The sequence below is a fragment of the Thalassococcus profundi genome (assembly GCF_003344785.1).
Lineage (GTDB): Bacteria > Pseudomonadota > Alphaproteobacteria > Rhodobacterales > Rhodobacteraceae > Puniceibacterium > Puniceibacterium profundi.
The window spans coordinates 55,882-78,891 of record NZ_QPMK01000019.1 but is presented as its reverse complement, the minus strand read 5'-3'; the positions used below and the strand labels follow the sequence as shown (position 1 = coordinate 78,891).

At 66.2% G+C, this 23,010-nt stretch carries 22 protein-coding genes and 1 pseudogene; 8 read left to right on the top strand and 15 right to left on the bottom strand.

The genetic code is table 11. The features are described 5' to 3' along the window. From DU478_RS19210 to DU478_RS23770, 4 genes and pseudogenes are all read left to right on the top strand, one after another. Nucleotides 1-369, top strand: a pseudogene (locus DU478_RS19210) (IS5/IS1182 family transposase); the annotation flags it as partial. Nucleotides 370-449: 80 nt separating this feature from the next. After that, nucleotides 450-596 carry a hypothetical protein gene (locus DU478_RS23775; RefSeq protein ID WP_407703174.1) on the top strand — a complete coding sequence of 49 codons (147 nt, stop codon included), beginning with the start codon at nucleotides 450-452 and terminating at the stop codon, nucleotides 594-596. A 67-nt stretch (nucleotides 597-663) separates the two neighbouring features. Further along, nucleotides 664-1,254, top strand: coding sequence for an oxidoreductase (locus DU478_RS19205; RefSeq protein ID WP_325048113.1), 591 nt, complete (start codon nucleotides 664-666; stop codon nucleotides 1,252-1,254). A 14-nt stretch (nucleotides 1,255-1,268) separates the two neighbouring features. Further along, nucleotides 1,269-1,421 (top strand): hypothetical protein, encoded by a 153-nt coding sequence (locus DU478_RS23770; RefSeq protein ID WP_407703173.1) that lies wholly within the window; start codon nucleotides 1,269-1,271, stop codon nucleotides 1,419-1,421. Here the strand turns inward: DU478_RS23770 and DU478_RS19200 are convergent. From DU478_RS19200 to hslV, 3 genes are all read right to left on the bottom strand, one after another. Next, on the bottom strand, nucleotides 1,418-2,290 hold the full coding sequence (locus DU478_RS19200; RefSeq protein WP_233501434.1) for a MurR/RpiR family transcriptional regulator: 873 nt from the start codon (nucleotides 2,288-2,290) through the stop codon (nucleotides 1,418-1,420). The two genes, DU478_RS23770 and DU478_RS19200, sit on opposite strands and share 4 nt — an antisense overlap. 199 nt (nucleotides 2,291-2,489) lie before the next feature. Then, on the bottom strand, nucleotides 2,490-3,791 hold the full coding sequence (gene hslU, locus DU478_RS19195; RefSeq protein ID WP_114512574.1) for an ATP-dependent protease ATPase subunit HslU: 1,302 nt from the start codon (nucleotides 3,789-3,791) through the stop codon (nucleotides 2,490-2,492). A 57-nt stretch (nucleotides 3,792-3,848) separates the two neighbouring features. Next, on the bottom strand, nucleotides 3,849-4,406 hold the full coding sequence (hslV, locus tag DU478_RS19190; protein WP_114512580.1) for an ATP-dependent protease subunit HslV: 558 nt from the start codon (nucleotides 4,404-4,406) through the stop codon (nucleotides 3,849-3,851). A gap of 79 nt (nucleotides 4,407-4,485) precedes the next feature. On the opposite strand from hslV, the gene DU478_RS19185 reads away from it, so the two are divergent. Then, complete coding sequence (locus tag DU478_RS19185) at nucleotides 4,486-5,439, top strand: phosphotransferase (RefSeq protein ID WP_158545817.1); 954 nt, start codon at nucleotides 4,486-4,488, stop codon at nucleotides 5,437-5,439. A 53-nt stretch (nucleotides 5,440-5,492) separates the two neighbouring features. On the opposite strand, the gene trxA is transcribed toward DU478_RS19185, so the two are convergent. From trxA to regB, 8 genes are all read right to left on the bottom strand, one after another. Then, nucleotides 5,493-5,813 (bottom strand): thioredoxin, encoded by a 321-nt coding sequence (gene trxA, locus DU478_RS19180; RefSeq protein WP_114512572.1) that lies wholly within the window; start codon nucleotides 5,811-5,813, stop codon nucleotides 5,493-5,495. A gap of 70 nt (nucleotides 5,814-5,883) precedes the next feature. Next, nucleotides 5,884-9,264 carry a double-strand break repair helicase AddA gene (addA, locus tag DU478_RS19175; protein ID WP_114512571.1) on the bottom strand — a complete coding sequence of 1,127 codons (3,381 nt, stop codon included), beginning with the start codon at nucleotides 9,262-9,264 and terminating at the stop codon, nucleotides 5,884-5,886. Next, the gene (addB, locus tag DU478_RS19170; protein ID WP_114512570.1) at nucleotides 9,261-12,194 is read right to left on the bottom strand and encodes a double-strand break repair protein AddB; all 2,934 of its coding nucleotides are present in this window, start codon (nucleotides 12,192-12,194) and stop codon (nucleotides 9,261-9,263) included. The genes addA and addB overlap by 4 nt, the downstream gene beginning before the upstream one ends. Then, the gene (locus DU478_RS19165) at nucleotides 12,187-12,873 is read right to left on the bottom strand and encodes a nucleotidyltransferase family protein (RefSeq protein WP_114512569.1); all 687 of its coding nucleotides are present in this window, start codon (nucleotides 12,871-12,873) and stop codon (nucleotides 12,187-12,189) included. Before DU478_RS19165 ends, addB begins: the two co-directional genes overlap by 8 nt. Further along, on the bottom strand, nucleotides 12,858-13,832 hold the full coding sequence (locus DU478_RS19160; RefSeq protein WP_114512568.1) for an aminoglycoside phosphotransferase family protein: 975 nt from the start codon (nucleotides 13,830-13,832) through the stop codon (nucleotides 12,858-12,860). Before DU478_RS19160 ends, DU478_RS19165 begins: the two co-directional genes overlap by 16 nt. Continuing rightward, nucleotides 13,829-14,302, bottom strand: coding sequence for a tRNA (adenosine(37)-N6)-threonylcarbamoyltransferase complex ATPase subunit type 1 TsaE (tsaE, locus tag DU478_RS19155; protein ID WP_114512567.1), 474 nt, complete (start codon nucleotides 14,300-14,302; stop codon nucleotides 13,829-13,831). Before tsaE ends, DU478_RS19160 begins: the two co-directional genes overlap by 4 nt. Before the next feature lie 47 nt (nucleotides 14,303-14,349). After that, nucleotides 14,350-15,867 carry a PAS-domain containing protein gene (locus DU478_RS19150; protein ID WP_114512566.1) on the bottom strand — a complete coding sequence of 506 codons (1,518 nt, stop codon included), beginning with the start codon at nucleotides 15,865-15,867 and terminating at the stop codon, nucleotides 14,350-14,352. Between the two features lie 95 nt (nucleotides 15,868-15,962). Further along, nucleotides 15,963-17,360 carry a sensor histidine kinase RegB gene (regB, locus tag DU478_RS19145; protein ID WP_114512565.1) on the bottom strand — a complete coding sequence of 466 codons (1,398 nt, stop codon included), beginning with the start codon at nucleotides 17,358-17,360 and terminating at the stop codon, nucleotides 15,963-15,965. Nucleotides 17,361-17,478: 118 nt separating this feature from the next. On the opposite strand from regB, the gene DU478_RS19140 reads away from it, so the two are divergent. Beyond that, complete coding sequence (locus DU478_RS19140; protein ID WP_233501431.1) at nucleotides 17,479-18,072, top strand: SCO family protein; 594 nt, start codon at nucleotides 17,479-17,481, stop codon at nucleotides 18,070-18,072. A 62-nt stretch (nucleotides 18,073-18,134) separates the two neighbouring features. Beyond that, nucleotides 18,135-18,698, top strand: a complete 564-nt coding sequence (locus DU478_RS19135; protein WP_114512563.1) for an ActR/PrrA/RegA family redox response regulator transcription factor — start codon at nucleotides 18,135-18,137, stop codon at nucleotides 18,696-18,698. A gap of 84 nt (nucleotides 18,699-18,782) precedes the next feature. Here DU478_RS19135 and DU478_RS19130 read toward each other — a convergent pair whose 3' ends face one another. The 4 genes from DU478_RS19130 to DU478_RS19115 form a co-directional block, all read right to left on the bottom strand. Beyond that, nucleotides 18,783-19,256, bottom strand: a complete 474-nt coding sequence (locus DU478_RS19130) for a GNAT family N-acetyltransferase (protein ID WP_114512562.1) — start codon at nucleotides 19,254-19,256, stop codon at nucleotides 18,783-18,785. Beyond that, nucleotides 19,253-19,855 carry an HD domain-containing protein gene (locus DU478_RS19125; protein WP_114512561.1) on the bottom strand — a complete coding sequence of 201 codons (603 nt, stop codon included), beginning with the start codon at nucleotides 19,853-19,855 and terminating at the stop codon, nucleotides 19,253-19,255. Before DU478_RS19125 ends, DU478_RS19130 begins: the two co-directional genes overlap by 4 nt. Nucleotides 19,856-19,924: 69 nt before the next feature. Continuing rightward, a complete protein-coding gene (locus DU478_RS19120; RefSeq protein ID WP_114512560.1) occupies nucleotides 19,925-20,668 on the bottom strand; it encodes an FkbM family methyltransferase in 744 nt (247 codons plus the stop codon). 135 nt (nucleotides 20,669-20,803) lie between these two features. After that, on the bottom strand, nucleotides 20,804-21,490 hold the full coding sequence (locus DU478_RS19115) for an FkbM family methyltransferase (protein ID WP_158545816.1): 687 nt from the start codon (nucleotides 21,488-21,490) through the stop codon (nucleotides 20,804-20,806). Between the two features lie 128 nt (nucleotides 21,491-21,618). On the opposite strand from DU478_RS19115, the gene ahcY reads away from it, so the two are divergent. Beyond that, nucleotides 21,619-23,007, top strand: a complete 1,389-nt coding sequence (gene ahcY / locus DU478_RS19110; RefSeq protein WP_114512558.1) for an adenosylhomocysteinase — start codon at nucleotides 21,619-21,621, stop codon at nucleotides 23,005-23,007. Nucleotides 23,008-23,010 lie beyond the last annotated feature (3 nt).

Below are 23,010 nucleotides of genomic sequence, written 5' to 3'. Positions count from 1 at the left end.
CTACAATCGTTGGAAGCGGTGGAGCGACAAGGGCATCTTCGCGAAGATGATGGCGGGACTGGTTGCCGAGCACGGCGAGAAGAAGACCGTGATGATCGACGTGAGCAGGCGAACGCCATGCGTTCGAGTGAGCCTGCGCAAGTACCTGAAGGCTCACCGCACGGCGTCCAGTCTGGGCGTCAAAAAGGGGGGCGCGGCCGCCTGATCGGCCGAACCAAGGGTGGAATGAACACGAAATTGCACGCCATCTGCGACAGCCAGGGACGTCCACTCAACCTGTTCGTCACTGCCGGGCAGGTGAGCGACTACATCGGTGCACGGGTTCTTTGCGACAGTCTGCCGAATGCCGATTGGCTGCTCGGCCATCGCTCTCGCCGCCATCGTCATCTACTGGCTATGAGTCCTGAGCCTAATGCACAATAACGTTCTTCAGTATCTTTCGCTATGGTTTGAGCCTCTTTCAGAGCCACGGCAGTCATTTGGAAGGTACTGAGCGCAACGATCGGCTGTTCGGTACGATGCGCAACGACACGGTGTCCGGCGGCGGCGGGAACGACCGGCTTGCGCTGCGGGGTGGAGACGACGTTGCCATCTAGGCGGTCTCAACCGGTCGTCGCAACGCTCTGAAACAGGAGGTTGCAATGACGACGAAGAAACGGCGCTCTGGCACGGGCGGGTGCGGGCGGCATCGTCACCTGCGGCCGCAGCGCCGAGAAAGGCGAGGCCGTCGCCGCAGATGTCACCTGCGCGACCGGCGTTCCCGTCCGCTTCGTCCAGGCCGACCTCGCGCAGGTTGCGGACTGCCGATCCGTGATCGCCGTGGCCGAGGAGGAGTTCGGCGGCGTCGATATCCTGGTGAACGCAGCCGGGGTGACCGACCGGGGATCGCTGGTCGATACGGATGAGGAGCTGTTCGACCGGATGTTTGCGATCAACACCCGAGCCCCCTTTTTCCTGATGCAGGATACGGTAAAGCGCATGATCCGCGATGGCGTTGAGGGCAGAATCGTGAACATCGGGTCGGCTTCGGCGCTTGCGGGCCAGCCCTTCATCGCGCCCTACTGCACTTCCAAAGGCGCGCTGGCGACGCTGACGCGCAATTCCGGTTACGCCCTGATGCGCAACCGGATTCACGTGAACCAGCTCAATATCGGCTGGATGGCCTCCGACGGCGAGGACCGGATCCAGCGCGACACGGTGCGACAGAGGACTGGCAAGCTGAAGCGGGAGCCGCACAGCCTTTCGGACGGCTGATCGACCCCGAAGAGGTGGCGCGTGCAGTGGTGTTCCTCGCGTCGTCCGACAGCGGGCTGATGACGGGCTCTGTCATTCACTACGACCAGTCTGTCTGGGGCGGTTATTCCTTCGCGCCGCCGACGCCGGAAAGAGCCATGTCGCTTGACGGGGCGTTACCCGCCTAGAACGACTGGGTCACAATCGGGATCGGCGGCACCTTGTCGCCGGACCCGGAAAGGTGCGCCGCCAATGCCAGAACGATGGCCTGCGCCAGGCAGATCGGCGCCGCCAGAGAGCGTTTGAAGGCAGCCTCCTGTTCCGGCACGGTGAAGAGCACGCTGGCGTTTCGTGTCAGTGGCGAAAGATCGCTGTCGGTGATCGCGATGACCGGCACGCCGCGCCCGATGGCTTCTTCGGTGACGTTGACCACCTCTGTCGCATAATATCGAAAGGAGACCGCCACGAGAACGTCGCCGGGTCCGATCAGCCGCGCCATATGCGTCGATAGACCGCCTGCGGGGTCCAGGAGTATGACGCGACGTCGGACCATGGTGAGCATGTATCGCATCAGCTCGACGATCGGGGCCGAACGCAGCTGGCCCAGCAGATAGATCGTCTCGGCCCTGGCCAGCAGTTCCACGGCCTGGTCCAGCTGCCGGTCGGTCACATCGCCCAGCAGACGGTCCAGCGCGGCGGCGTCCTGCGACACAAGTTCGGCCAGCAGTTTGCGCGCGTCGGTGCCGGTCTCCGAGATTTCGGTCTGCAACTGGCGCGCACGCGTCTCGAACCCCGGGGCGGGCTTGGTCAGGCGCTCTCGGAACAGGCGCTGAAGATCCTTGAAACCGGTGAAACCCAGAGACTGCGCGAAACGCACGAGACTCGAGGCATGTAGCTTGCATCGCCGCGCAAGCTCGTGCGTCGAATGGATTGCAACATCGTTGGGACTTTGCGTCAGCAGCTGCGCGACAAGCTGGTTTGATCTGCTCATCCTGTCGTGCTCGGCATGGATCAGCGTGATCAGCGCCTCGTAATCTTTCGGCGGCCGTTCAACCACGTTATATGCTCCACTCTCGCAACGAATGTTGCGAGCATACAACGTTGGCGATATCGGGGCCAGCGACAGATGATCTATTTTCCCCTATAGCGTGTCAAACGCCGATGCCGGAAAGGCGCGTTGAGCACTGTCGCTTCGGGTCTGATGCTTGGAGATCGCTGCGCGGCGTCCGGTCCGGAACTTGTCCGATCACTTCGGTTCACAACACGTAACGGCTGAGATCCGTCGACCGGCTGAGATCGCCAAGATGTTTTTCGACGAAGGCATCGTCGACGGTGATCGCCTCCCCGGCCTTGTCCGGCGCGGTAAAGCTCAGCTCTTCGAAGACCCGTTCCATCACCGTGTAGAGCCGCCGGGCGCCGATGTTCTCGACGCTTGTGTTGACCTCGGCGGCGATGCGGGCCAGCGCTTCGATGCCATCGTCGGTAAAGGTGACGGTGACCTCCTCGGTCGCCATGAGCGCGGTATACTGCCGGGTCAGGGCATTGTCGGTCTCGGTCAGGATGCGGACGAAATCCGCCTCTGTCAGGGCCCGCAGGTTGACGCGGATCGGCAGGCGGCCCTGCAGTTCGGGCAGCAGGTCCGACGGCTTGGCGATGTGAAAGGCACCCGAGGCGATGAAGAGGATGTGGTCGGTCTTGACCGGACCGTGCTTGGTGCTGACGGTCGTGCCCTCGATCAGAGGCAGCAGGTCGCGCTGCACGCCCTCGCGGCTGACGTCGCCGCCGCGGGCATCCGAGCGGGCGCAGACCTTGTCGATCTCGTCGAGGAAGACGATGCCGTTCTGTTCTACCGCTTCGAGCGCCGCGGTCTTCACCGTCTCGTCGTCCAAGAGCTTGTCGGCCTCTTCGCCGATCAGGATCTCGTAACTTTGCGCAACGGTCAGGCGTTTGCGGGTGGTGCGCTGGCCGAAGGCTTTGCCGAACATCTCGCCGAGGTTCATCATGCCCATGCCGGGCTGGCCGGGGATGTCCATCTGGCCCAGCGGATTGCCGGTTTCGGCCACGTCTAGTTCGATCATCGTGTCGTCCAGCTCTCCGGCCTTGAGCTTGCGGCGAAACATGTCGCGGGTACCTTCGCGCGCGTCCTCACCGGCGATGGCGGTGATCACGCGCTCTTCGGCGGCGGTGTGGGCGGCAGACTTGACGTCCTCGCGCATCTGGTCGCGGGTCATTGCCATGGAGGCATCGACGAGGTCGCGCACGATCTGTTCGACATCGCGGCCGACATAGCCCACCTCGGTGAATTTCGTCGCCTCGACCTTGATGAAGGGCGCGCGCGCCAGCTTGGCCAGGCGGCGGCTGATCTCGGTCTTGCCGACGCCGGTGGGGCCGATCATCAGGATGTTCTTCGGGTAGACTTCATCGCGCAGATCGTCGGCCAGCTGCTTGCGGCGCCAGCGGTTGCGCAGGGCGACGGCGACGGCGCGCTTGGCATCCTTCTGGCCGATGATGAACCGGTCGAGTTCCGAGACGATTTCGCGGGGGGTGAGGTCGGTCATGAGAGGCTCCGGTTCCAAAAGTCTTCAGAGACTTTTGGTAAGAATTTCTGGAAATTCTTACCCGCCGATGGTTTCGACGGTCAGGTTTCCATTGGTGTAGACGCAGATATCGGCGGCGATGGCCATGGCGCGGCGGGCGACCTCTTCGGCATCGTGATCGGTCTCCATCAATCCGCGCGCGGCGGCGAGCGCGAAGTTCCCGCCGGAACCGATGGCGGCGATATCATGCTCCGGTTCGAGCACGTCGCCGGCGCCGGTGATGATGAGCAAATCGGTCCCGTCGGTCACGATCAGCATCGCCTCGAGCTTTTGCAGATATTTGTCGGTGCGCCAGTCCTTGGCCAGTTCGACGCTTGCGCGCTGCAACTGCCCCGGGGTCGCCTCGAGCTTTGCCTCGAGCCGTTCAAGCAGAGTGAAGGCATCCGCCGTGGACCCGGCGAACCCGCAGACCACGTCGTAGCCGCCGGGGCTGAGCCGACGTACCTTGCGGGCCGTGCCCTTGATCACCGTCTGGCCCAGGCTCACCTGCCCGTCGCCCGCGACGACCACCTTGCCGCCCTTGCGGACGCCGATGATCGTGGTGCCGTGCCAGCCGGGGAAATCGCTTTGTGCCATGATCGATACCTTCCTTTCGGCTCTATATCTGTGCAATGTTTTGGCATTGCAACCATCGCCGCCCAAGGGACTGATCCGCATGGAGAAATTATCCGACCGCGCGGTCTGGGAGCGCCTCGCACGGGCGGCGTGGTTCGATCCGGCGACGTTCCGCATGACCCGCGACTGGCGCAAGCAAACCGCGACTCACCATCACATCGTGCAGCGTTGGGACGGCGCCGACACCGCGCTGATCTTCAAGCGGCTCTATCGGCCCATGGACACTAAGGTGTTCCAGACCCTGATCGCGGCGCAGATGCGCGCGGCCGAGGCGATGGCGAACCAGTCCGAAGCGGTGCCCGACATTCTCGAGTTCGACACAGAGGCACGGGCCGTCCTCATGCGGGCCGCTCCCGGAGAGACGGTTTACGACTTGATCGACGCGGGCGGCTCAACGGCGGACCTGCTGCGCCGCGCGGGGCGCTGGATGGCCGCCTTTCACCGCAGCGGCCCGGTCGAGACGCGCAGGTACCAGCCGAAATTCATGCGCAACCACGTGGCGCATTTGCTGAGCCAGCACGAAAGCGGCGAGATCGTCCTGCCCGATCCCGCGGCGTTCCGCCGGCACGCGGAGAGGGTGATCGCGCTCGGTGCAGAATTCGAGGGCCGGCAGACCGTGTCGTCCGCCACCCATGGCGACATGCACCTGCGCAACATCCTGCTGGACGGGCCGCGCAGCTGGGGCATCGACTTTTCCGCCAAGCACAGCGCGCCTGTGGGCTTCGATATCGCCCGGTTCCTGCTGCACTACGTCGGCGTTTTCGGCGATCTCGATGCCGTGCCGGATGGCGCGGTGATCGACCCGGGGCTTCTGGCGGCCTTCTTCGACGGCTACGATCTGGTCGGGGCCGACGATCCCTCGGTCGGCTACCTGCTGCGCGTGCGCATCCTGATGGACTGGGCGGCGATCCCGGCGCGGATGCTCGACCGGTCCAAGGGGCAGGGGCGTCGATTGAAACGGTTGCAGCGGCTGGCGGAGCGGGCGCTGGCCTGAAATCGAAAAAGGCCCCGCCGAAGCGGGGCCTTTCGCGACGTCTAGCCTGGTGATCAGATCGATTCGTCGATCCAGCCCTTGAGCGCGGCCTTGGGCGCGGCGCCGGTGCGGTTCGACACGACCTGTCCGTCCTTGAAGATGAACAGCGACGGAATCCCGCGCACACCCATCTGGGCGGCGGTGTTCGGGTTGGTGTCGACATCGACCTTGGCGACCTTGATCTTGTCGCCGTATTCGGCGGACAGTTCTTCAAGCGCCGGGCCGATCTGCTTGCATGGGCCGCACCATTCGGCCCAGAAATCCACCACGACCGGGACGGAGGAATTCTTGACTTCGTCGTCGAAGGTGGCGTCGGTGACAGCGACTGTGGACATGGGATGTCTCCTGAAATCGGGTTGGGTGTCTGGATGCTTACCGTGAAGGTATGGACCGCCGGTGTCAGCGTCAAGGTGGTGGGATGCGTGCCAAGGAGTGTGTGATCAGGCCGTGAGGCAACGGCATGTAGTGCGGACCGACGGTCCAGAGGATGCCGACCTCGATCTCGTGTCCAGGGTAGATCGTCTTCAGCATGGCCTCGTACGCCCCCATCTGCCGCAAAAGTCCGTCGGGGCAGTCCTCGGCGCGTCCGGGGATCGTGCGGTTGGTCTTGAAATCCACCGCCGTGACCCTGTCAGGCGAGACGATCAGGCGGTCGATCACGCCGTAAATCCGCCCCAGGCCGGGCAGGTCCGCGGTCAGCGGCACTTCGGCCAGTGCGTCGGAGCCGAAGAAGCGGGCAAGCGCGGGGGTCGACAGGACCGCCAACGCCTCGTCCTCCATCGTGTCGAAAAGTCTTGCATGCTCGGACGCGCCCGGCGCCATGTCCAGCAGGCGGCGCGCCATCTCGGCGCGACCCGGTTCCGCGACGGCGGGCAGGTGCTCCAACAGCCGGTGGATCAGCGTGCCGCGCGCCTTGGCGAGCTCTTCCGTGTCGCCTTCGGCGCCCGGCAGAGCCTTGGCGCCGCCCAGGTCCGACGGCAGGCGCGTCGCGGGCGGGATGCGCGGGACCGGCGCGGGCCTGGTGAAGATCTCGGGCAGGTCCGGCGGCGGTTCCGGCGGCCTGTTGCTATCCCGGAGAGAGAGGTGCGTCCAGTCGGTCTGGCCAAGGCTCAGCCCTTCGCCGCTGCCGAGGCCGCCGAAATCGTAACTGTGCGGTGCGGCGCCTGCCGCCGTCATCCCCTCGCGGACCTGATCGTACCAGGCCTCGCCCTTCTTCCCCAGATCGCCAGCGGCCGCCACGATCAGCCATTTTTCCGCGCGGGTCAGAGCCACATAGAGCAAGCGGTCCCGCTCCCGTGCATCTGCGGCCTTGGCCGCGTCCTGAAGGCTTTCATGCAGCGGCGGCATCTGGTCGGAGCGCGCTTTCCAGACTGCAACGTCCCTGGGCATCCTGAGAAGTTCGCCCCGCAATGCCGTGTTCGGCTGGGCGCAGTCGGGCAGGATGACGATCGGCGCTTCGAGCCCCTTGGCGCCGTGCACCGTCATCACCCGGACCCGACCGCCGGCGCTGTCTGCGGCGCGCTTGATCTCGAGGTCGTCGGTCTGCATCCACTGCAAAAAGCCGGTAAGCGACGGCACTTGCGTCTGTTCGAAGGCCAGTGCCTGCTGCAGCAATGCATTGATGCCGTCCTCGGCCTCGTCTCCGAGCCGTCCCAACAGCCGCTTGCGCCCTTCGTGGCGCGTCAGGATCCGTTCGATCAGATCGAAGGGCCGCAGGAAATCCGTCTGCCCGCGCAGGTCGTCGATCATCGCCATCACACCGGGAAAATCGTCTCTGCGACGGCGCAACTCGGTCCAGAGGTAGGGGCCGTCGCGTCGGTGGGCGAGGTCGAAAAGCTGCGCCTCTTCCAGACCGAAAAGCGGGGATCGCAACGCCGTGGCCAGAGACAGCGAATTCTCCGGCGTTGCGAGAAACGCCAGCAGCGAGCCCAGGTCGCGCACCGCAAGCTCCGCCATGACCTTGAGCCGGTCGGCCCCGGCGATGGGCAGCCCTTCCTGCTTGCAGGCGCGGATGATCTCGGCAAAAAGCCGCGACCGTCCGCGGACCAGGATCAGGAAGTCCCCTGCATGCACAGGGCGAGCCGCATACTGGCCGCTGTGACCCTGTTCCACCGGAAGCGGCGTCTTTTGCTCGATCGTCTCGCGCATGAACCGGGCGATGCGCTGGGCAAGGATCACCGTGTGATGCGTCTCGCTCACACGGTCCACGGGGTCGTACCATTCGCCGTCCTTCTCGTCCTTGGTGGCGGGCACGTGCGGCCAGAGGTCGACCCGCCCCGGCATCGCGGACTTGAAGGCGCGGTGGACCTGATCGGCAGAGAAACCGGCCTCTTCGCGACCCGGAAAGGTGTGGTCCACAAGGCTCAGGATCGGCGCGGCAGAGCGAAAACTGTATTCCAGCGTCAGCGATGACAGGGGCGATCCGGTGGGTTCGAGCCGGTCTGAGAAATCGTCCCGCATCCGGTCGAATTCCCGCGGATCGGCACCCTGGAAGGAATAGATCGACTGCTTCTTGTCGCCCACGACGAAGATCGTGCGCCGCACGTTCGCCCGCGCGCCCTCGCCCGAGGTGAACTCCTGCGCCAGCCGTTCGATCACCTGCCATTGCGCGGGTGACGTATCCTGCGCCTCATCCACAAGGATGTGGTCGATGCCGCCATCGAGCCGGAACAGCACCCATTGCGCCACCGCCGTGTCCGAGAGCAGCGTGCGGGCCTTGTCGATGAGGTCGTCGAAATCGAGCCAGCCGCGCCGCACCTTCGCGTCCTCGTAGGCGGGCAGAAAGGCCTGGGCAAAACGATGCAGAGCCACATCTCGCTCCGCTGCCTCCCAGGACAGGCGCAGGGCGCGGGAGTCCTCGACCCGTTGCATGAGCTGCGACAGCGGGTTGCCCAAGGGTCCGTTCAGAATGGCCTTGGTCACGGCGCGGCTGCTGACCTTGCCGATGTTGTCACCCGATTTCACGAGGAACACGTCTTCGAGCACCCGAAGCGACGCCATGTCAGGGCCGATGACCGCGGAGAGCTTTGCGCCCGCCTTCTGATCCATGGTGCCGCTGGCGTTCAGAAGCGGCACCAATTCGGCCAAAAGCTGCGTTTCGCTTCCAAGGAAGACGCGCGCCAGCAGCGCGGTCTCGTCCAGCCCGTCCGGCAGATTGTAAAGCGCCCGGATCTCCGCGTCACTGCGCGGCGGCAGAAATGCGGCCTTGTGCCCGACCAGTTCGCGCAACAGCTTTTCCGGCATGTCGGCGCCCAGATAGGCGGCCAGCGCGGCGACGCGATCCGCCTGCGGTCCGTCGGACATGCGATCAAGCACCTCTGCCCGCAGCAGCTCTGCCGCGCGGTCCTCGATTTCGGTAAATTGCGGGCTGACCTGCGCCTCCAGCGGAAATCTTCGTAGCAGGGCGGCGCAAAAGGAATGGATGGTCTGAATCCGCAGCCCGCCCGGCGTCTCGATGGCGCGGGCAAAGAGCGTGCGGGCGCGGCGTAGAAACTCCGGGTCGGGCGTCGCCTCAGCACCCAGATCGCGCAACTGGTTGGTGAGCGCGGCATCGTCCAGCATCGCCCAGGCTCCCAGACGCCGGAACAGCCGGTTCTGCATCTCGGACGCAGCGGCCTTGGTGTAGGTGAGGCAGAGCACATGCTCGGGCAGCACGCCGTCCAGCAGCAGCCGCGCGACTCGGTCGGTCAGGACCCGCGTCTTGCCCGACCCGGCATTGGCCGAGAGCCATGTGGACCGGTCCGGCCGCGCCGCTTCGACCTGGCGCAGGGTGGCGTCGTCGGTCATTCCAGCACCTCGCGGCGGGGCGGTTCGGAGGTGTCCCATTCGCCGTACCGCGACAGATGGTCATAGTCGGACAGGTCCGATTCCCTGAGCATGGCGCGACGGGCGGTATACCCCTTGTCAGGCTCTGAATAGGCCCGAATGAGGTCATGGAACTGTTGCCAGACTTCAGCCGGGGTGACCTTGTCGAGCGGCGCCGCAAGCTCGACCGGCGACGGAGCGAGACCGATATACGCGGCGTAGGCGACGCGGCAGGGGCCGAGCAGGTCGAAACCGCCTGCTTCGACCATGGCGGATTCGAGCAGCAGCTGCTTGTCGAAGTAGCGCTGCGCATCGGCAGAGGGCGGCGCGCCGGTCTTGTAGTCGTAGATCACCGCGCGTCCGGTTTCGTCGAGGTCGATCCGGTCGGCGGTGGCGGTGAGGGTGAAGGGCAGCCCGTCCAATGCCGCAGCGCCCTTGATCTCCAGCCGCTCGGGATGCGGGGTCGCCCGCGCCTGTCGATCGGCTTCGGTGGCGACGAACCAGTCCGCCGCACGCGCAACGCGGGCCTGCCAGAGATGGCGCATCGTTGGGAAGGGTACCTGGGTCTCCAGCAGCTGCCGCGTCAGGGCCAGAAGGTGTCCGGCTGTAAGCGTTTCGGGCTGTATCAGAGACTGTTTGAGGAAATTCTCCATCACCTCGTGCACGACGACCCCGCGCATCAGCGCATCGGGCGCGCGCTGCAGAGGGTTGAGAGGTTTTAGCCCCAGGACGTACTGCGCGTAGATTGCGTAAGGGTCGCGGATCAGGTTCTTGATACGGGTGACGGACAGTTTGCGTGGCCGCACGTCAACGGGCGGGGCCGGGGAAGGACGCGGGGCACGCGGCGCGGGAATCGGCGTTTCCAGCGTGCGGCCGAGCGCCAGCCAATGCGCGCCGCGGGTCCGCATCGCCCGCAAGGCCTGCGGCCCGTCGCGGTCGGGCAGGCCCGCCATGAGGTTGGTCAGACGGTTGAGCCAGCGCGACGGCACGGTCTCGGCGTCGTCGGACTTTGCCGACCGGGTCAGCCAGACCTCGGCGGCGCCGAAAGCCTGCTGAAAATCATGCGCCGACAGGCCGATGCGCCGTTCGGGCAACAATAGACCCGCATCGTGCCGCATCCGACGGTTGAGCCAGGGGTCGGCGCCCGGCATTTCCGGCCAGTTGCCTTCGTTCAGCCCGCCCAGGATCAGCAGGTCGGCGCCCATCACACGCGCCTCGAGCGTGCCCCAGATCTTGATATGCGGGTGCGGCGCGTCGCGGTCGCGGACCTCGCCACGCGACAGGACGGCGCCGAAAAGATCGGCATAGTCGCGGGCGTCGAGCGGGCCGCCATGGGGCGCCTCGCGCTCCAGTTCGTCGACGATCTTGCGGACCTCGCGCCCGGCGGTTTCGTTCCAGAGTTCGGCGGGATCGTCGGAGGCCGATCCGGCGGCGATGGCCTCGGCGCGCGCCCTATGGCGAGACATCCAGTCGGCCAGCGGCAGGTCCCCGTCAACCGCGGGCTGGCAGAAACACCCGGTCACCCAGGCACCCCATTGCGTCCGATCGTCCTTTTTGGCCCAGGCGGTGATCTGCGCGACGTCGGGAAAGGGGATACCCTTGTCGCGCAGATGCAGTTCAAGGTCGCGGGTGTGGCGCAGGTGATCGCCGCGTTCCGCCCCGGTATGGGTGAGCGGGTGTTTGAGAAGCGTCAGCAGCGCCTCTGATGTCAGATCCTGCTGGAACAGAGCCGCAACGTGGCGCAGAAATCGCCCCGGCGGCGTCAGTTGCGGCGGTGTCCCGGCGCTGTCGTCGGGCAGGATGTTCCATCGGTCGAGCGCCGCCGTCACTTGCCGCGACAGCATCCGGTCGGGCGTGATCAGGGCGGCGGTCTGGCCGTCCTCGGCGGCCTGGCGCAGGCGCAGGGCGATGGCCAGCGCCTCTTCCCGGGTCGATTGGGATTCCAGCAGCGTCACCCGGTTGGTGGCGGGGATCAGCGGCGCGAGACCTGGGCCTTCGGTCAGCCATTGGTCCGTGACCGGCGCGGGGCGCAGAGCGAGCGACAACAGGCGGTTGCGATCCGGCGCGGGCGGTGTCGCATCCGTCCAACGGCGGATCGCGTCGGGACCGACGCCCAGTTCGGCCATCAGCCGGGCGAAGCGGAATTGCGGATGATCTTCGCCGCTCAGCGCATCGGTCAGCTGGCCCCAGACCGCCGGCGGCATGTCGGTGTCGAACCCCGGCAGCACGACCGCGCCCTGCGGCAGGTTCGCCACCGCCTGCATCAGCCGTAGCGTCGTGCCGCGCGATCCGGTCGATCCGGCCAGGATCACCGGATGCGCCGGCGGGGTGCGCGACCACTGAATCAGTCTCTGTTCCAGCGCGATCCGCTGCAAAGCGGTGGTATCGGGCGGCTCGTCTCCGGCCTGGAAATAGCGCTGGACAATGGTGACGAACCGCAAGGCGCGCGCCCAGTGGCCGGATTGATCCGAGACGTCGAGTGCGCTCAGCCGGTCGGGCGGGACTGCCTCGATCTGCATCTCGTCCATCAGCGCGACAAGGCTGTCGGCCAGATCGTAGAGCGCGGCGCGCGGAGCCAGCTCCGGTTCCTGACGCAAAAGCTCCGACACCAGCTCGACCAGTTCCAGCCGGCGGCGCAGGGGCGAGATCGGGGCGGGCAGATCGGTGAAACTGGCGGCGTCGTCGAGGTCGGTAAGCAGCCGGATGCGTGGCAGGAAGCCGGGCGGTCCGGCCTCGAAGATCTCGCGGATGCGCCGGGCCATGCGCTGGGTGTTCACGATCAACTCGATCCGCGCCATGGCTTCGGGCGGTTGCCCCTGCTGGCGCGCGCGCAGCCCGTCCACCAGCGCTGCCGGAAAATCGACCCCCGGCGGCAGCGCGAAGAGGCGTGGCGAGCCGCCCGGTTCAAACATCGGATCGTCCTGCCAGCAGGCTCTCGGCCAGCGGGATGCCGTCGGGGCGCCCGACGTCGCACCATGTGCCGGGGTAGGTCAGGCCGCAGAGCCGATCCGCCTGCGCCATGCGGTTCCACAACAGGTTCAGTGAAAAGACGGTTTCGGGGATGTCGGCAAGCCCGCCTGTCTTGAGGATCTGCGCGCCGGAGTAGACAAGGTCGCCGCCGCGGGTCAGGCGCACATCTGCGTCGATGCGGAAGTCGCCGCCGCCCTGGCGACCGATGGCGCGGGCGAGCGGAACGCAGAGCAGGAGCGCATCCATCCTTGCGGGGTCCCAGGCGTCGGCCAGCAGGTCGAGCGGGTTGGGACCGGACCAGATCGCGTCGGTGTTGAGCGTGAAAACCGGGTTCGCCCCAAGGAGCGGCAGCGCCGCGCGCAACCCGCCGCCAGTGTCGAGGATGTCGGGCTCCTCAATCGACACGGAAACATCACGCCCGGCCAGATGCATCTCGATCTGCTCGGCGCGATAGTGGGCGTTCACCACCTTGCGCAGCGGGCCATGCGCCTCTGCGAGGTCGAGCGCATGATCCAGCAGCGCGCGGCCCGCGACCTCGATCAGCGGCTTCGGGCGGTCGGCGGTGAGTGCGCCCATGCGCGTGCCGAACCCGGCGGCAAAGAGCATTATGGCGTCGGGCATGGGGTTCTCAGTTTATGCAGACGGTCCGGTGTCGGATCGGGAAGAAGGCGGTGCAGTTCGGCGGCGAGTTCCGCCAGGGCCGGGTGGGACAGGCCGACCGACAGGTGGCGCCAGACGCGGGGGATCAGGTCGACATATTGCGGCTTGCCCCGTGTCGCGGCGAGGCGGGCAAAGACGCCAAGGATGCGCAGGTTGCGCTGCACACCCAGCACGGCGAGCGCTGCGCGGAAAGGTGCTGCCTCGAGGCCGGTGCGGTCGAGGTAGTCTCGGACCAGTGCCGCGTGCATATCCGGCGAGACGTCGCGCCGGACGTCGGTGATCAATGACGCGAGATCGTAGGCGCGATGGCCTTGCAGCGCGTCCTGGAAATCCAGCAGCCCGGCGCGCGCCGCACCCGACCGATCCGGCAGCCAGATCAGGTTCTCGGCATGAAAGTCGCGCAGGATCATCACGTCGGTGTCGGGCGCATGGCGGTCCAGCGCGTCCTGCATCAGGCGCATGGCGCGGTTCGGTTTCGCCTTTGAAGCGCCCGCGCGGGTCGCGTACCAGTCGAAGGCCAGATCGGTCATCGCCGCCAGTCGCGCCGGGTCGGCGCGGTCCAGTCCTGCGGGGGGCGGATGGTCATGCAGGACCGCGAGCGCCTCGATTGCGCTGGAGTAGAGACGAAACTCGCAGTCTGGGTCGGCGTTCATCAGTCGGGCGAACACCGCGTCGCCCAGGTCTTCGATCAGCAGTTTGCCGCGGGTTTCGGCGATGATCGTCGGGGCGCTGAGGCCCAGGTCCGTCAGGTGCCGGGCCAGGCGCGCGAAAAGCGCCACGTCGCCTTCGGGGTCGTGCATGAGAACGGCGCTGGCGCCATCGGCACGGTGCAGCCGCCAGTAGCGCCGGGCCGAAGCATCGCCGGCGAGAGGTGTGCTGGTGGCCTCCCGCCAGTCGGTCGGCATCCAGTCGTCGGTCATGCGGGCACCCGGTCTGCCAGGTGCGCCCAGCGTTTCGGATCCCCGGTCAGGATGATCCGGCGTTCCGTATCTTCGGGCCCGGCGCTGAACTCCAGTGTCAGCGCTTCGGCAGGGGCGAGATCGGCCAGCCGGTCTGGCCATTCGACGAGGCAGATCGCCGTCTCGAAGGCGTCCGTCAGGCCCAGTTCGGCGCATTGGTCCGGGTCCGACAAGCGGTAGAGATCGGCGTGCCAAAGCTCTCCGGCGCGGGTGTCGTAGGTCTGGACCAGTGTGAAGGTGGGCGAGGGTACATCCTCGGGCATCGTCAGCAGCGACTGGATCAGGCATCGTGCGAAATGGGTCTTTCCCGCCCCGATATCGCCGGAGAGCAGCAGCACGTCCCCCGGCACAAGGGCTGCGCCCAGGCGCCGGGCGAGGGCGCAGGTCTCTTCGGGACTGACAGAGGTGACACGGGCGAGGCTGACGGACATGCAGCGACCTTACCCGCGGTGTCCGGCGCTGCAAGGAGGTTCGGCGGTCAGGCGTCGGCGAGTTTGTCCGCCGCGGTGGCGGGCACCCGGGCGGGAGACGTCAGGGCCTGGCTGAACCGCACCACGGTCGCCCCGCGCGACACCGGGACGACATGGCAGACCAGCGGCGTCCCGTCCTGCAGGTGCAGCATCGCGTCCCAGGCGGCGCGTTCGCGCAGCGTCAGGACGAAGTCGCGCAGGTCGCCCCAGACCGGCGTCGCCTGGCAGCGCGGCTGCCATTGCCGGATCGCCTCGATCACCGTGACTTCGTTCAGGGCGCTTTCGGGGTCGTAGTCCCACAATGTGCGGAACGGCGCGTTGCAGAACAGCAGCACACCAAGTTGGGAAAACACCGCGACCGCGTCGTCCATGGAATCGAGCACCGCCTGGCTGAGATCCAGTTCAGAGCGGAAGCGGCGATTCAGTGAAACTTCGGCGCTGATATCCTCGATCAGAAAAGCCGTGGCGCCGTCTGGATGCGGGCGGCCGGTGACGCGGTAGGTCAGCCCCGAGGGCAGTGACCAGGTCTCGCAATAGCGGTCGTTCGATGCCGCGGCGATGCGGTCTGCCATTTCCTCGCGCCAACTGGCGTAATCCTTGGGTTCGGGCATCATGCGCTTTTCGCGGATGGTGTCGAAAAAGGTCATCAGATTGGGTTTCTGGCTGAGAAACTCCGCATTGAGGCTGGTGAGGTCGATCAGGGCCGGATTGAACAGGGCCAGCCGCCGGTCGCGATCAAAGATCGCAAGGCCGATGGGCAGGTGGGCGAAGGTCTTGGTCAGCGTCTGTACGAAATTGCGCTGGGCGGTTTCCGCGTGCACGACCGCGTCGATATCGGCGCCGTAATTGAGCCAGAGCCGGTCCGACAGGACCGAGCAGATCTCGAACCAGGTCTGCACGGTGTTGCCGGAATCCGCGACGCGCAGGCGGACACGCTGCGGCTCTTCGGTCTGCGGCAGCGCCAGGTCGAAAATCGGCGCACGGCGGTCGGCCTGACCGAGGCTGTCGCACAGCCGGTCGTAGGCGGCGTTCGACCACAGCACCCTGCCCTGTTCATCGCATTGCCAGACCGGCGTCGGCGCGCAGGTCATGGTCGCGCGCAGCAGCGCCAGTTCGGCGCCCTGGGCATGCAGGTCGTCCAGGGCCGTATAAGGCGGCGGCGGTCCATCCAGCACAATCCGGTGGCCGCCCGCTTCGGGCATGATGGACAATCGGTGTCCGGAGTCGTCCTCGGCCGCGAGAGACAGCCGTTTTTTGGGCGGTTGCGGGGGAAAGGCCGGAAACCGGCCTTTGAAGAGGGCGACAAGATCGTCCCAGACCGCTGTGTCCGCAAAGGCACCGAGACAGGCGCGGCCGGCCCGGTTGGCCTGGATGACACGACCGTCGTGCAACAGGAAAGCCGGCGGGTCCGGCGGCGCATGGTCCGCCTGCGCCGCGTTGCGGCGGGGCGGCCTGAGCAGGCAGAGCCCGACAAGCGCCGCCACCGCCGCGCCGAAACCGCTGGAGAGTGCGATGAATACGTCCAAACCCGGTTAACCGTGCAATCCTCGTCCCCGGCCAACCATGGAGAGACGCGGTTAACACGCGGTTAATGAAGGTTTCGACCGCCGCCCGAAGCGCGTCAGGCGGTGATCGGACGGTTCTCGCCGATGGCAAAGCTGTTGCCCGCGCCGCTGGGCACGATGCGCGCGCGGGGCCAGGTGACCTCGACCACGGCGCCGGTCGGGACGCCGCTGGGCGCCACCGGCTCGAACGGGTCGGACCCGTTGGCAAAGCTCAGCTCGGCGCCCGACCGTTCAAGCAGGGTCTTGGCAATGAAGAGGCCCAGGCCCATGCCTTCGTATTCCGGGCGGTGGCTCTTCTCGGCCTCGCTGCGGCGGCGGCCGACGAACGGGTCGCCGATCCGGCCCAGCAGGTGCTGCGGAAATCCGCGTCCGTCGTCGCGGATGCGGACGGTGATCTGGGTGTCGGACCAGATCGCCTCGATCCAGATGGTGCTGCGGGCGAAATCGACGGCGTTCTGCACGAGATTCCGCAACCCGTGGATCACCTCGGGGCGGCGCAGCATCTGCGGCTGCGCCGGATCGCCTTCGGGGTCCGGCGACTCGGCGATGCGGATGGTCTTGCCGCGGCTCTCATGCGGCTCTGCCGCCTCGCGGATCACCTCGAGCAGCGGCGCCTGCCGCATCTGCAGGTCGTCCTTTCCGGCGCGGCCCATGGAGCGCAGGATGTCGCGGCAGCGGTCGGCCTGTTCGCGGATAAGACGCGCGTCCTCCTGCAGTTCGGGCCGGTCGTCCAGATCCTCGATCAGCTCGGACGAGGTCAGCTTGATCGTCGCCAGCGGCGTGCCCAGCTCGTGCGCGGCGGCGGCGACCACCCCGCCCAGGTCGTTGAGCTTCTGCGCCCGGGCCAGCGCCATCTGCGTGGCGGTCAGCGCGTCGGACATGGAGTTCATCTCGGCGGTGATGCGGCGGGCATAGAGAGAAATGAAGACCAGCGCGATGCTGATCGCGAACCACTGGCCGTAGACGAAGATGTCGGGGATGCGCAGGATGTCTCCGTCGGCGGTGCGCAGCGGCAGGTGGTAGAACATCATCGCGGTGATGAGCACGAAGGCGGTGGTTCCCAGCAGGATAGCGGACCGCAGCGCCAGCACTGCCGCCGACACCGTGACGGGGCCCAGCACCAGAACCGAAAAGGGGTTGTTCAGCCCGCCGGTGAGGAACAGCAGGAAACACAGCTGCAACAGGTCGAACATCACCATCAGCAGGTTTTCGGTCTCGGACAGGCGCTTGTTCTCGGGAAAGACGAAGATCGCCACCATGTTGCCGATGACCGAGACGCCGACGGCGAGGAAGCACAGGCCCAACTCCAGTTGCAGGCCGTAGAGGTACTGTGCCACGAAGATCGCCGTCAGCTGTCCGGCGATGGCGAACCAGCGCAGCAGGATCATCGTGCGCAGGCGGATCCACTTGCTGCGGTTGCGCGTGCCCAGAAGGCTGATATCGCTGTCGGTCATCTGCGCCCATCTGTCGCTTGCACGGGCGGCCCCCGTGTTTAGGTAGGGGATATCTAATGCAGGACGCGACACGCGGAAAGGAAAATGCCATGGTCAGGCTGCTGCAATCTCTGCCGGGGTGGCCGTTCTGGCGCTGTTGGGCGGCGTCTGGTACGTCACCTCTCCGGGCGGCGGCGGCGACGTCTTCGCCGAGTGCCGCGGCGGGCAGATCGCCGGCGGATCGGCGAGCATCGGCGGGCCGTTCGAACTGGTCAACGGCGAGGGCGAGACAGTGACCGATGCCGATGTGCTGACCGAACCGTCGCTGGTCTATTTCGGCTATACCTTCTGCCCGGATGTCTGCCCCCTCGACACCGCGCGCAATGCCGAAGCGGTGGACCTGCTGGCCGAGGCCGGGCACGAGGTCACACCGGTCTTCATCTCGATCGACCCCAAGCGTGACACGCCCGAGGTGGTGGGCAGCTATGCCGCCAACATGCACGAGGACATGGTCGGTCTGACCGGCAGCGCCGAGCAGGTTAAGGCGGCGAGCCAGGCCTACCGCACCTTTTACCAGGCGCATGACGACGAGGATCCGGAGTACTACCTCGTCGATCATTCGACCTTTACCTACCTGATGCTGCCGGATCATGGCTTTGCCGACTACTTCCGCCGCGACCTGACGGCAGAGCAGGTGGCCGAACGGACCGCCTGCTTCGTCGACAAGCTGTGACGTTCGTACCATTTGACCGGTCTGCCGGCACGGACTACCTCTGGCGGGACAAATGAATGAGGATGAGAGACGTGGCGGACCGGGCAGCAGTCGATCTGGGAGCGGACAAGAGCCTTTTGCTGGTGGATGACGACGAGCCGTTCCTGAAGCGGCTGGCGAAGGCGATGGAAAAGCGCGGGTTCGAGGTCGAAACCGCCGATTCCGTTGCCGGCGGCTCTGCCATCGCGACGGCGCGTCCGCCGGCCTATGCGGTCGTTGACCTGCGGCTCGAGGACGGCAACGGGCTTGACGTCGTGGAGGTGCTACGCGAGAAGCGGCCCGATTGCCGGGTCGTCGTGCTGACCGGCTACGGCGCCATCGCCACGGCGGTGGCCGCGGTCAAGATCGGTGCCACGGATTATCTGTCGAAGCCCGCCGATGCCACCGACATCACCAACGCGCTGCTGGCCACCTCGGACGATCCGCCGCCGCCGCCGGAAAACCCGATGAGCGCCGACCGGGTGCGTTGGGAGCATATCCAGCGGGTCTACGAGCTGTGCGACCGCAACGTGTCCGAGACGGCGCGCCGGCTGAACATGCACCGGCGCACGCTGCAGCGCATCCTGGCGAAGCGGTCGCCGCGGTAGGATCGGCCCGTGCCGGGCGATACGAGAGACCAGTCTCTCGTGCTCTCTGAGGGTTATTGTGAACCGAAGAGGGGGCGGGCGCGGTCAGAGGTCGTGTCGTTTCACGATCCGCGGCGCGATCGGCGCGTCGTGCCAGGTCTGCCAGTCCTCGAAGCCCCGGCTTTGGTAATAGGCGAGGCCTGCGGCATTGTCGGCGCGGATAACCGCCACAATGGCCGTATAGCCCAAGGCGCGGGCGGCGCGGCGGGTGGCGTCGAAGAGCGCCGAACCGATGCCGACGCCGCCCTGTCCGGGACGCACGTAGCTGGCGATGTCGCAGCAGGCGTCGGGCAGGGCCGGGTTCGGTTCGATGAACTGGAAACCGAGGATGTGTCCCGCTGCATTCTCGGCGACATGCCAGGCAGAACGGCCCGGATCGAAGGCCATCCATTCCGCGATGTCCGCCCGGCTGACCGGGCCGCTGACCGCGGTTGCGGCGCCGTCCTCAATGAGGGCTGCCAGGATCTCGGCCATCTCGCGGGTGTCGAGCGGACCGGCGCGGCGCACCGTGATCGTCACAGGCGGGCCATAAGGTCGGCGTGGCGGGCGGTGAAGGCGGCGCGGGTCTCCACCGGCGGGCGAAGCAGGATGGTGAGGTTCTCCATCAGCGCCGGATCGGGATGGCCGAAGAACCTGTCGGCTTCGGCCGGGGCGAAGCCTGCGATCTGCGTCGCCTCCATCCAGGCGCTGATCCGATCGGCGCGCTTGATCTGTTTCTTGACCGTGGCGGGGATCTGCGCGGGCAAGCCGAAGCGCAGGTGGATCGCGGCGGTCAGCCGGTCGTCCAGCGCGCCGTAGCCGGGGCCGACCGCCGCCTTGACCGGCGAGATCATGTCGCCGATGACGTATTCGGGCGCATCGTGCAGCAGCGCCGCCAGCTGCCATTTCACCGGCGCACCTGGGGTCAGGCGGCGGAAGAGTTCCTCGACCAGCAGGGAATGTTCGGCCACCGAATAGGCATAGTCGCCGCGGGTCTGGCCGTTCCAGCGCGCGACGAAGGCCAGACCGTGGGCGATGTCCTCGATCTCGATATCCACGGGGGTGGGGTCGAGCAGGTCGAGCCGGCGGCCCGACAGCATGCGTTGCCAGGCGCGGGGTTGCGAGCGGGAGGGCGGCATCGGGGATCCTTGTCTGCGTGGCGGCAAGGGTTAATCGCCGTCCCCGAGGCTGTAAACCCTGGCCTGCCGTTAGCCTTCGGGCAGCAGGATCACGTTGGTCTCGGTGCTCCCGGCGGCATGGTAGCCGATCTGCGGGAAGGCGTCCGAAAGGTGCGCGAGATAGGCCTCGCGCGCATTGGCACGGCTTTCGTCGAGCACGAGGATGGGGCGGTTGCGGGCGATGAGACCGGCCGCGCCCTTCAGCGCTTCGAGCTCGAAGCCTTCGAGGTCGAGCTGCAGGATCGTCACCCGGCGTCCGGCGGGGACGAGGTCGTCGATGCGCATCGCCTTGACCATGGCGACATGGCTGCCTTCTCCGCCGGGCGCGATCCGCGCGGCTGCGGCCAGCGGTGCGCCGCCCTCGCGCCGCATCACCTGCAGCGGCAGGATGCCGTCGTGGGCACCGACGGCGACTTTCGGCAGGGTCACGCGGTCCAGACCGTTCAGAATGATGGTGTGGCACGCGGCGGCATGGGTCAGAGGTGCCGGTTCGAAGCTGTGGATGCGCGCGTCCGGGGCCAGCCGGTCATGCAGCGCCGGGAGGAAATCGCCGAGGAAGGCGCCGCCGGTCACGATGTCGCCGCCGGTTTCGTCCAGGGCGCGGCGCAAAAAATGCAGCGTTCGGGGTTCGTACACCGCGCCGGAGCACAAAAGGTCCGGCAGGTCGCGTTTGCGGAAAGCGTCCGGAATGCAATACCGGCCGTAGGCGTTCTCCGCGATGGAGAATCCGAACCGGGGACTGCAGGCGGGCTGTTCGAGAGTGATCTGGTTCATGGCGCGATCCTGCCCTTTCCGGTGCTCTCCGAAGCCGCGAGGTGCGTCGGTCGAACACGGTTAAAACAGGCAATTGCGGTGTGAAGATGGGCGGTTTGCGCACAAAACGTGGCACGACCGGACCAAGGCGGCGGATCAGAGCGTGATGTCGCGGGCTGCGAAGACGTGGTTGCCGTGCAGCTTGCCGATGTGGCGGTACCCCAGACCGGGAAAGCGCCGGGCGATCCATTGGGGCTTGTTGAAATACTCCAGGATCAGGATCGGCGCCCACCGGTTGACCAGGTGGTAGGCGCCCAGCATCGCCTGTTTTTCATGGCCTTCGACATCCAGTTGCAGGATCGACACCTTGCGGTCGAGCGGCACGACGAAATCCAGCATCGCCGCGGCCACCGCTTCGACCCCGTCGCCGGGTTCGGTGACGAAATGGCTGAGCCCGCCAAGGGATTTGCCGTCCTTGTCGCGGGTGCGGAACAGCAGTTCGTCGGGCTGGTTCGACACCGCGGCATTGGTCAGCGTGACGTTCTGCAGATCGTTGAGCCGCACGGTTTCCTGCGCCGAGGCGAAGTTGCCCGGGTTCGGCTCGAACGCCCAAAGCCGCGCCCCGGGGGTCAAAGCGGTGGAGAGCGCCGGGATGAAATCGCCGAAGAAGGCGCCGGCGTGGATGATATCGCCGTCGCCCGCATGGGCGCGCATGAAGCGCAGCGTCTCCGGTTCGTAGGCCTGACCCGCCAGCACCGCCCGGGCCGCAGGCCGGTCCTCGAGCCCGGCGGGCACGCAATAGCGCCCGTATCGGTTGGCGGGAATGTCGGGCTGGGTGGTCACCGGCGTCCGTTCCCTGCACATAAATTAATGTCCGTTGCGCGCCTATGGGCGCACCCTTTGTGTTCTACGTTGCCTGCCAAATCAAGGGATGGTACGCGCAATGCTGAAATAACATTTGGAGAGCCGCAATGGCACAGGATTACATCGTCAAGGACATCGCCCTTGCCGCCTACGGGCGCAAAGAGCTGGATATCGCCGAAACCGAGATGCCGGGCCTCATGGCCTGCCGCACGGAATTCGGCGACTCCAAACCGCTCAAGGGCGCCCGGATCGTGGGCTCGCTGCACATGACGATCCAGACCGCGGTACTGATCGAAACGTTGGTGGCGCTGGGCGCGGACGTGCGCTGGGCATCGTGCAACATCTTCTCGACTCAGGACCATGCCGCCGCCGCCATCGCCGAGGCGGGCATTCCGGTCTTTGCCGTCAAGGGCCAGAGCCTCGAAGAGCACTGGGATTACCTCGACAAGTCGTTCCAGTTCCCCGAGGGCGCCAACATGATCCTCGACGACGGTGGCGATGCGACGCTTTATGTTCTGCTGGGCGCACGCGCCGAGGCGGGCGAGGACATCATCCCGGTGCCGTCCTCGGAAGAGGAAGAGGTGATCAAGAAGCAGATCGCCAAGCGCATGAAGGAAACGCCGGGCTGGTTCACCAAGACCCGCGACGCGATCAAGGGTGTGTCCGAGGAAACCACGACCGGGGTGCATCGTCTCTACGAACTGGTCAAGAAGGGCCAGCTGCCGTTCCCGGCGATCAACGTCAACGACAGCGTCACCAAGTCGAAATTCGACAACAAGTACGGCTGCAAGGAAAGCCTCGTTGACGGCATCCGCCGCGCCACCGATACCATGATGGCGGGCAAGGTCGCCGTGGTTTGCGGTTACGGCGACGTGGGCAAGGGCTCTGCGGCGTCGCTGCGCGGCGCCGGGGCGCGCGTGAAGGTGACCGAGGTCGACCCGATTTGCGCGCTTCAGGCGGCGATGGATGGGTTCGAGGTCGTGCTGCTCGAGGACGTGCTGGACAGCGCGGACATCTTCATCACCACCACCGGCAACAAGGACGTGATCCGCATCGAGCACATGCGCGAGATGAAGGACATGGCGATCGTCGGCAACATCGGCCACTTCGACAACGAAATCCAGGTGGCGAGCCTCAAGAACCACAAGTGGACCAACATCAAGGACCAGGTGGACATGATCGAGATGCCGAACGGCAATCGTCTGATCCTGCTGTCCGAAGGCCGTCTGCTGAACCTCGGCAATGCCACCGGCCATCCGTCCTTTGTCATGTCGGCCAGCTTTACCAACCAGGTGCTGGCGCAGATCGAGCTGTGGACCAAGGGCGATCAATACGCCAACGAGGTCTACATCCTGCCCAAGCACCTCGACGAAAAGGTCGCACGGCTGCATCTGGACCGCATCGGTGTGAAGCTGACCAAGCTGGATGAAGAACAGGCGGCCTATATCGGTGTGACGCCCGAAGGACCGTTCAAGCCCGAACACTACCGGTACTGAGCG

Excerpts from the sequence above, each read along its gene's own strand:
- hslV (WP_114512580.1), bottom strand. The coding sequence starts at position 4,406 with ATGGCACAAAGCGATTTCCCCGGCTGGCACGGCACCACGATCATCGGC.
- trxA (WP_114512572.1), bottom strand. The coding sequence starts at position 5,813 with ATGTCCACAGTCGCTGTCACCGACGCCACCTTCGACGACGAAGTCAAG.
- regB (WP_114512565.1), bottom strand. The coding sequence starts at position 17,360 with ATGACCGACAGCGATATCAGCCTTCTGGGCACGCGCAACCGCAGCAAG.
- DU478_RS19135 (WP_114512563.1), top strand. The coding sequence starts at position 18,135 with ATGAGAGACGTGGCGGACCGGGCAGCAGTCGATCTGGGAGCGGACAAG.
- DU478_RS19165 (WP_114512569.1), bottom strand. The coding sequence starts at position 12,873 with ATGCCCGACGCCATAATGCTCTTTGCCGCCGGGTTCGGCACGCGCATG.
- hslU (WP_114512574.1), bottom strand. The coding sequence starts at position 3,791 with ATGACCGACCTCACCCCCCGCGAAATCGTCTCGGAACTCGACCGGTTC.
- addA (WP_114512571.1), bottom strand. The coding sequence starts at position 9,264 with ATGACCGACGACGCCACCCTGCGCCAGGTCGAAGCGGCGCGGCCGGAC.
- DU478_RS19185 (WP_158545817.1), top strand. The coding sequence starts at position 4,486 with ATGGAGAAATTATCCGACCGCGCGGTCTGGGAGCGCCTCGCACGGGCG.
- tsaE (WP_114512567.1), bottom strand. The coding sequence starts at position 14,302 with ATGTCCGTCAGCCTCGCCCGTGTCACCTCTGTCAGTCCCGAAGAGACC.
- addB (WP_114512570.1), bottom strand. The coding sequence starts at position 12,194 with ATGTTTGAACCGGGCGGCTCGCCACGCCTCTTCGCGCTGCCGCCGGGG.
- DU478_RS19125 (WP_114512561.1), bottom strand. The coding sequence starts at position 19,855 with ATGCCGCCCTCCCGCTCGCAACCCCGCGCCTGGCAACGCATGCTGTCG.
- ahcY (WP_114512558.1), top strand. The coding sequence starts at position 21,619 with ATGGCACAGGATTACATCGTCAAGGACATCGCCCTTGCCGCCTACGGG.
- DU478_RS19120 (WP_114512560.1), bottom strand. The coding sequence starts at position 20,668 with ATGAACCAGATCACTCTCGAACAGCCCGCCTGCAGTCCCCGGTTCGGA.
- DU478_RS19160 (WP_114512568.1), bottom strand. The coding sequence starts at position 13,832 with ATGACCGACGACTGGATGCCGACCGACTGGCGGGAGGCCACCAGCACA.